The organism is Aeromonas sp. PS2Canimalfood6, from assembly GCF_048276795.1.
Taxonomy (GTDB): domain Bacteria; phylum Pseudomonadota; class Gammaproteobacteria; order Enterobacterales; family Aeromonadaceae; genus Aeromonas; species Aeromonas caviae.
This window is the reverse complement of sequence record NZ_JBLUXC010000095.1, coordinates 1-7575: the sequence shown is the minus strand read 5'-3', so window position 1 is coordinate 7575 and position 7575 is coordinate 1. Positions and strand designations below refer to the sequence as shown.

The window sequence follows — 7575 nt, the reverse complement described above, 5'->3', positions numbered from 1 at the left end:
TTGTACTGCTGCCAGTTGCTGATCTTGTGCTTGGACTTGCCCATCTGATGCTCTCGGAGACTGCGCTACAGGATCAGATCACCGAGATGACAGATAGTTCCCCGATTTGAGCAACAAGGCCGTCCCGAGGCAGTCACCCACCGGGAGGCAGATCGCAAAGTGCACCCGATGCACTTTCCCCTGGTTACTTTTCTTCCTATTCATGGCGATGGAGGGCGATTTCCGTTAAAATCACCGGTTTTTGCCGAGCCTGGTTTGCCGACGTTCCGCCACCAGGTCGACACAGGATGAATTCCACCATGCCAGTGAGGCAGGATCCGTCATGAACAACTACTTCCGGGTGTTGGGCGTCAAGTCCAATGCCAGTGAAAACGACATCAAAAAAGCCTATCGACGGCTGTCGAACCAGTACCACCCCGACAAGCTGCACGGGGCGAGCGAAGAAGAGAAAGAGCAGGCAGCCGCCCGGCTGCACCAGGTAAAGCAGGCTTATGAAGTGCTGTCCGATCCGAAACAGCGGGCCGCCTTTATCAAGGATTTCAACAACGTCATCGTGACCGATCCTGCTGCTGCCATGCAGGAGATGTGGGACCAGTTCTACCCCTGAGCCACCAGGCAAGAAGAGCGACTATGCAAAAAAAATGGGACCAGGCACGGCTCAAGGCCCTGCAAAGCGATGCCAGCGAGAACATCGAATCCTACCGGGATCAGGATGACCCCAAGGGGCTCGAGCAGTTCACCGACCAGATGAAGGCCCTGCTGCTGGCCGACATGAGCATGCTGGAGTTCATGCCCGAATACCTGCCGCTCGCCCTCTATGGCCGGGTGCAGTTCCCGCCCAAGGCCAAGTCGCAGTGGAACAAGTGGCTCGCCAGCGGTGAGCAGCCCTCCTGGGACGAGTTCAAGGTGAGCGTCGGCTTCAGCAACGCCGTCCTGCCGCTGGTCAAGGCGGTGCGGGCACAGAGCGAAGATCAGCTGATGGAGGCCTGCGCCGTGCTGTTCCTCCTGGACAACCCGCTGCCCCGCGGCAGCCACCGCGGTGATGACGACTATGAGTTGCGGGACGAAGAAGAGGAAGACGGGGAAGATGCCGACGCCGACTACCACGGCGGCAGTGACCGCTATGGTGATGACGACAGCGATCAGGATATGTACGACGAAGTCCGTTTCTAATTGGGGCAAGGCATGAGCAACAGTCTGATAGAAATTACCGCCATCGAGATCAAAGAGCTGGCCGTCATCGAGCCGAAGCAGGCCAGCGAGAAGTTCGAGCTGATCGCCAAGACCATGTCTGACGACCAGCTGGCAGAAGTGATTGAAAACATTGATATCGTTACCCTGACCCAGATCAACGGCCAGCACGACATCTCCTTCCCCTCCATCATCTCCGAGCTGATGACCCCGGAGCGGATCCGCGACATCGTCTGCCAGCAGCCCCTCTACTGGGAAGAGGCGATCAAGAACAACGCCGACGAGCTGCAACAGCACACCTTCGACTTCCTCAACTACTTGATCCGCACCCAGGAGAGCGAAGCCAAGCAGCGGGAGATCCTCGAGTGCGTGGCCGAGGATCCGGCCGGCCTCTTCTACCTCGCCATCCCCTTTATCGAGTTTTATCGCGGCGATCGCTATGAAGAGGACGAGGGCTATCGCGACGTGCTGCACGCCGAAGAGGAAGATCTCGAAGAGTCCCTGCGCTACAGCGAGCGCCAGCAGGCAGAAGACAGCCACGACTACGCGCTGGACGACCCCCGCAGCCTCTTGATGCTGATCCGCGAGCTGGCCCCCGAGGTGGAAAAATCCATCAAGTCGCTGCTGCGCAACGAGCACTCCACCTGGGACGGCATCATCAACAAGTTTGCCGCCGAGCTGGTGATGCAGGCCAAAGAGAAGAACAAGGTCGAGGAAGACGAGTACGGTGACGTCGACGACATGTTCAGCTTTCTGGATTAAGGAGCCCATTCATGCAGTTAGTCATTCGCGATGCCAACCAGGGCCCCTTTCTGACCCAGGTGCTGCGCTTTGGCCGCGACAACGAACTCTTGAGTCAGCAGCAGCTGGCCGCCATCAAAGGCAAGGCGGTGCTGATGAGCCTCAAATTCGCCGACAAGTACTACAACAAGTACAAGATGCACCTGCTGGAGCAGGCCGCCCACGACGTCATCGGCGTGGTGAGCCTCGGTCTGCAGGAGCTATCCCAACGGGATCCGGCCAAGGCCCTGGCCCTGTTGCAGGCGCCGGAAGGCCCCATCAAGCCGTTCCAGAAGGGCTGGTCCATGCTCATCACCGTCAGCCCCAAGCAGGCTGGCAACAGCCTCTACGGTGACGTGGATGCGCGGCTCTTGGACAAGATCTCCAGCCCCCCCGACATTGAGGAGTGGCAAGGGTGGCAGGAGTACGAGAAGGCGCTGACCGAGCACAACAAGAGCCGCCTGATGGCGCTCATCGACCAGCACTTCTTCGCCTGCGAGAGCGACCACCCCACCATGGAGGACAAGCTGGCCGAAGCGCTGCTCTATCGCATCCTCTGCGGCAAGGGCAGTGGCGCCGCCCCCCTCAAGGTGAAGCAGGATCTCAAGCGCAAACTGGCGCGGGAGATTGAGCTCGACGAGGGCTGGTACGACACTGACTACCTCGCTGCCCAGCTGGCCCTGATGCTGAGCGCGCTGCCCGCCGACATGGCCGCCGCCCTGCGTCAGGAGCTGAGCCCGGGCTTTGTGCCCAACCTCCTCCATACCCTGGGGTTTGTGCGTCAGTACCAGCAGTTGCAAAAAGAGGACGCCTCGCCGGAGAAGCTCGACAACATGGAGATGCGCGCCGGGATCCGCCACCCCCTGCTCGGCTGGCCCCTCTACCACGACTTCTAAGGGGCCATACCCCCTTGCAGGACGGCACTTGCCTCTCCTCCCACAACGCCCGGCTTGCCGGGCGTTGTGCTATCCAGCGTCCCGTTTTCAGCACAAGCCCTGGCCGTGAACACCGAGCTCGGCAGAAAACTACCCCGTAAGCGTCATTGGCCCCATTTTTGACAGGGATATAATCACTCCCCCATACCAGAGCCGGGGAGCAAGGCCGTGAGCAGAAAGCCCGACAGGATCACCGCGATGCAGCAGATCATCGACGCCGTGAAGGCGGAGTTTCCGCTCTACCAACCGAATACCTTCAAGTGCGGGCCTGACAACACCTGCATCGGCTGCCCCAAGAAGCTGATGGAGCTGGTGGATACGGACCTCTGCTACTGGCAATATCAGATCGATCGCGGCATCCCGCCCTCCTTCGACGAGATCCAGCGCTTCGGCAAGATGTGCAAGAACATCCACCGGGCCCTGGTGCGCAATGGTCGCATCCCCGCCTGAGCGCCCCATCACAGCCAGGACTAAGGCCCCCGCCGGCAACACCAGAGAGGTAGAGAGCATGACCCAGGAGAGGATACAGACCCGCTACACGTTAAGTGGCCCCCTTGCCAGCCACGCCGAGCTGGAGCAGGCTATTGCCCGGACCATTGAGGCCTACAAGCAGGACTTCTTCCCCCTGCTGGAGCGGCTGGTGGATGTGGGTGACAGCCGGGTCAAGCTCAGCCAGAAAGATCCGCTGCGGGTACTGGGGGTGGAACTCAACGAGGCTCACACAGGCGGCAGTGCGCGCCTCAACTACGAGTCCAACTTCGCCGAGAGCTGCCGCCTTATCGACGAATACGACCAGCACCAGACCAGCGTGGCTTTTACCCTCGACGGGGATCAGCTCGTCTTCGATCTTGAGCTGCCCATTGCCTGGAACGTCGACAACTAGGGCCACTCCCCGCCTTCGCCCTGCCCATCACAAGAAAGGAGCCTTGCCGGCTCCTTTGTTACTGACTCACCGCATCGCGCGGCTCGTCCCGCCCTCTGCGTCACCCCTCGGGTGAGCTCAGGTAAGATAGTAACGCCACGACCGGACCGGCTCGGCGTAACCGACCCGGATGCAGAAGGGCGCCAGATCGTGATTGGCCTGCTCCAGGCTGAGGGTCTGGTGGGTATCCTCGTAACCGTTCACCGGGACGGTGTTGACAGCACCAACTCCTCCGGGAACGGGTAGTCGGTTTTCTCGATGCAGGACCTGACAACTGCCCTCAGCCACTCCTGCGGGCAGCGGCCCAATCGCTTGGCCGTCTCCACCAACGATAGGATACGCTGCCTGAACTGCTCGCCTCGATGCGACCAGACGCCATAGCTTCCCTTGCGCCACAGCACATAGCCACGCAGCGCCCGCTCCGCTTCATTGTTGGTCAGCGCTATCTCGTCGTTTTCCATAAAACGCCATAGCATCTCATCGTCCTTGAGCAGTAACTGGCAGCGCCCACGGTAGCGCTTGGAACACAGTACAGTACACTGCCCCGCTCCAGCTGCCTTCGCCAGCTTTGCCGACATCGCTGCAACCTTCGCTGGTACTGCTCCCGGCTTAAGCAGCCTTGTTCATAGCCATGCCGGGTTCTGAACACCGTGTCAGCCAGCAGTACCAGCCGGGCTCCGATAGGCTGGTTGACGGCGTCGCTACTCTCGGCAATCGCCGCCACGTTGCGCAGCACATGCGCCCAGCACAGTTGGCGCTGGGCGCTGTCGATGAAGCGGTATCCCGCATACTGGTCGGTCACCAGCACCCCATCAAGCTCACTGCCCAGCAACCGCTTCGCTGCCTCCTGACCGCGGCCAAACGCCGTCATGAAGCAGACCGCGACCTTGCTCAGGGCCAGCCACATCCAGCGTCGCTCACCGCCCCGCTGGTGCCGGGTTTCATCGGCATGGATGATGGCGGCAGACTGCACTTGCTGTTTGATGGCTTGGTGGGTCGGGGTGAGCATGGCGCTGACCCGGCCTTGTGCTTCACTGATGGCGCCTCGGCTAAAGCTCAAACCGAAGTGCTGCTTGAGCTGCTGCTGTATCTTGCTGATGCTCTGGTGGAACTGACCACTCTGCAAAGCGATATAGCTCAGCAGATTAGCCCCCATCTGGCTGTGGCTCACCGTATCGGGCAGGGCTGCTTCACTGGTGGTGACGCACCCACGGCAGGTGCCCCGATACAGCTGATGCTCTGTCACCACATAGCTGACCTCGGGCAGGTCAAACACCTGATGAACCCGGTAGGGCTTGTCATGGGACACCACCTGCTCACCACAGCAGGCGCACTGCCGGGCAGGATAGTGTGGTATTGCCGTCAGTCGGTCGTCCTCAGGATGACGTTCACGCCGCTGCCCCTTGTGGCCAGGCTGGGCACCACGAGCCTTGCCGGAAGCGGGGCGCTTGCGCGCAGGCGGGGTCCCCGAGCCATCAGTGGAGGGGGGCTTGGAGGAGTTATTGCTGTTTTGGTTGAGGCGGTCTTCAAGCTCGGCGATGCGCGCCATCAGCTTGTAAATCAGCTCGTTGGCTTGCTCGAGGGTCAGCGGCAGGCCGGGTGGTGGCGTAATGGGTTTGCTCATGACGTGATGGTGCCAAGCTGGCGGGATCAGGCAAGGGGCAACAGTGGATCAAGGGATGATCGTCTCACTTTTTCCTGTCAATGCCATCTGGGTGAACAGTTACCTCCCCACGATGTGAGCACACGCCGTAGCTCCCTTTGCGCCACAGCACATAGCCGCGCAGCGCGCGCTCGGCCTCATTATTCGTCAGCGGAATATCGTCATCACTCATAAACCGCCACAGCATCTCGTCATCCTTGATGAGCCACTCGCAGCGCCCCCGATAGCGCTTCGAGCAGAGCAGCCGTCCTTGCGCTAACTGCTTTAACCAGCTCTGCCGATAGCGCCTGAGTCGGTGCTGATAGCACACCTTGCTCAAGGTGCCAGTCTCATAGCGATGGCGAACCCGAAACACACTGTTGGCCAGCAGCACCAGCCTGGCACCGATGGACTGATTAACCTGCTCGCCACTTTGGGCGACGGCAACCACGTTGCGCAGCACATGGGCCCAACAGAGTTGGCGCTGACTCGAATCGACAAACCGGTAGCCAGCATACTGGTCCGTCACCAGCACGCCGACCAGCTCTGACCCCAGCAGGCGCTTGGCTGCGTCGATACCACGGCCGTAGGCGGTCATGAAGCAAACCGCTATCTTGCTCAGTGCCATCCACATCCAGCGCCGCTCGCCGCCCCGTTGATGGTGGGTCTCGTCGGCGTGGATAAGTGAGGCCGACTGGACCTGCTGCTTGATAGCTTGGTGAGTGGGCGTCAGCATGGCACTGACCCGTCCTTGTGCTTCGCTGATGGCCCCGCGACTAAAACCCAGACCAAAGTGTTGCTTAAGCTGCTGCTGTATCTGGGTGACACTCTGATGGAACTGACCACTTTGCAGCGCGATATAGCTGAGCCGATTCGGGCCCATCTGGGTGTCGCTGACCGAGTCAGGCAGTGCGGCATCCACCGTGTGAATGCACCGGGTACAGGTGGCGCGAAACAGCTGATGCTCGGTAACGAAGTAGCTCACCTCTGGTAGGTCAAACACCTGATGCGCTCGATAAGGTTTGTCATGCGCCAGCACGTTGCCACCACAGCAGGGGCAATCCGATGCCGGGTAGTGAGCTTCCACGGACAGACGGGCATCGTGCGCATGGCTCATGGCGCATCCGCCGCTGCCCTTTGTGGCCAGGCTGTGCACCGCGTTTTTTACCGGAAGCCGGACGCGGCCTGGCCGGTTGTGCTGCCAGGGCCATCACTGGAGGGCGGCCTGGAGGAGTTGCCGCTGTGTTGATTAAGGCGCTCCTCCAACTCGGTGATACGGTCCAGGAGCTTGTATATCAGCTCGTGGGCCTGTTCGATAGTCAGAGCGTTAACCGCTGGTGTCGAGAGCTTTTTGGTCATGCCAGCAAGCATGCAATACGGGCGGGATCATGCAACAGGCTGATTGCGATCAAGAGACGATCGTCTCATTTTTCCTGTCAAGCCACTCTCGGTGAACGGTTACGGTATCCTCCTGGCACCACTGCACGAACTCGCCGCTGTTGAAGCTGTAGTGATCCCCGTGAAAGACCCCGTGGGCCTCGATCAGTCCGATGGCTTTGTCGATCTCCATGATTGGCCTCCTGGCACTGTGCTGCTCTCTTTAAGCTTAGCGAGCAGGAAGGCGTAGGGTCGATTAGCGCAGCGTAATCGTCCACGCCATCGGCACCGTGGTGATTGGAATAAAGGAAGATAAGAGGGGTCGCAGCGAGACAGTGGAAGCCGGTTTTCGCGAGCGTCTGATTACGCTTCGCTAATCAAACCTACGGCCCTTTTCGATCTTGAGCTGCCCATACAGTGGGATTTCGACAACTGATTTATAGCGGTGCAGTTCTCCCTGTTGATGACACCCAACGGTTACTTTCCCTCACCCTGATCCTCTCCCAATGAGAGAGGCGGTATGCTATTCACATCAAGCGTAATAAGCACAGAGCAAGCCATATTGTTCATTGCACCTTACGTGCTTAATCGTCAGAATAGTTGTATCTCCGACATTCCGCACCTGATTTAGGAATAAATTTGCCGATAGCGCTCACCCAATACCTCCAAAATGATCTGCTGGTCTCCTGTTAGCTCCGTTACTTGTGGCGGAGCTTCTCCCAGTCGAT

At 59.6% G+C, this 7575-nt stretch carries 8 protein-coding genes and 2 pseudogenes; 6 read left to right on the top strand and 4 right to left on the bottom strand.

Annotation, left to right across the window (positions count from 1 at the left end):
- The first annotated feature begins 322 nt into the window (after nt 1-322).
- The 6 genes from ACNPAA_RS20295 to ACNPAA_RS20270 all read left to right on the top strand — a co-directional run bounded on the left by ACNPAA_RS20295 (nt 323) and on the right by ACNPAA_RS20270 (nt 3789).
- Entirely contained in the window at nt 323-607 is a 285-nt protein-coding gene (locus tag ACNPAA_RS20295; protein ID WP_024943298.1) for a DnaJ domain-containing protein, read from the top strand.
- A 23-nt stretch (nt 608-630) separates the two neighbouring features.
- Complete coding sequence (gene atcA, locus ACNPAA_RS20290) at nt 631-1173, top strand: cold adaptation protein AtcA (RefSeq protein ID WP_201873083.1); 543 nt, start codon at nt 631-633, stop codon at nt 1171-1173.
- Between the two features lie 12 nt (nt 1174-1185).
- A complete protein-coding gene (gene atcB / locus ACNPAA_RS20285) occupies nt 1186-1953 on the top strand; it encodes a cold adaptation protein AtcB (protein WP_010672787.1) in 768 nt (255 codons plus the stop codon).
- A gap of 11 nt (nt 1954-1964) precedes the next feature.
- Nucleotides 1965-2867, top strand: coding sequence for a cold adaptation protein AtcC (gene atcC, locus ACNPAA_RS20280; protein WP_201873085.1), 903 nt, complete (start codon nt 1965-1967; stop codon nt 2865-2867).
- Between the two features lie 237 nt (nt 2868-3104).
- Nucleotides 3105-3356 carry a hypothetical protein gene (locus ACNPAA_RS20275; protein ID WP_201873088.1) on the top strand — a complete coding sequence of 84 codons (252 nt, stop codon included), beginning with the start codon at nt 3105-3107 and terminating at the stop codon, nt 3354-3356.
- 58 nt (nt 3357-3414) lie between these two features.
- Nucleotides 3415-3789, top strand: coding sequence for a hypothetical protein (locus ACNPAA_RS20270; RefSeq protein ID WP_201873087.1), 375 nt, complete (start codon nt 3415-3417; stop codon nt 3787-3789).
- 117 nt (nt 3790-3906) lie between these two features.
- On the opposite strand, the gene ACNPAA_RS20265 is transcribed toward ACNPAA_RS20270, so the two are convergent.
- The 4 genes and pseudogenes from ACNPAA_RS20265 to ACNPAA_RS20250 form a co-directional block, all read right to left on the bottom strand.
- The gene (locus ACNPAA_RS20265) at nt 3907-4032 is read right to left on the bottom strand and encodes a hypothetical protein (protein ID WP_260395816.1); all 126 of its coding nucleotides are present in this window, start codon (nt 4030-4032) and stop codon (nt 3907-3909) included.
- Nucleotides 4029-5452: pseudogene (locus tag ACNPAA_RS20260) on the bottom strand (IS66-like element ISAs21 family transposase). Before ACNPAA_RS20260 ends, ACNPAA_RS20265 begins: the two are co-directional and overlap by 4 nt.
- A gap of 100 nt (nt 5453-5552) precedes the next feature.
- Nucleotides 5553-6829 (bottom strand): annotated as a pseudogene (gene tnpC / locus ACNPAA_RS20255) (IS66 family transposase); the annotation flags it as partial.
- A 49-nt stretch (nt 6830-6878) separates the two neighbouring features.
- Nucleotides 6879-7040, bottom strand: coding sequence for a hypothetical protein (locus tag ACNPAA_RS20250; RefSeq protein ID WP_171865755.1), 162 nt, complete (start codon nt 7038-7040; stop codon nt 6879-6881).
- Between the last annotated feature and the right edge of the window lie 535 nt (nt 7041-7575).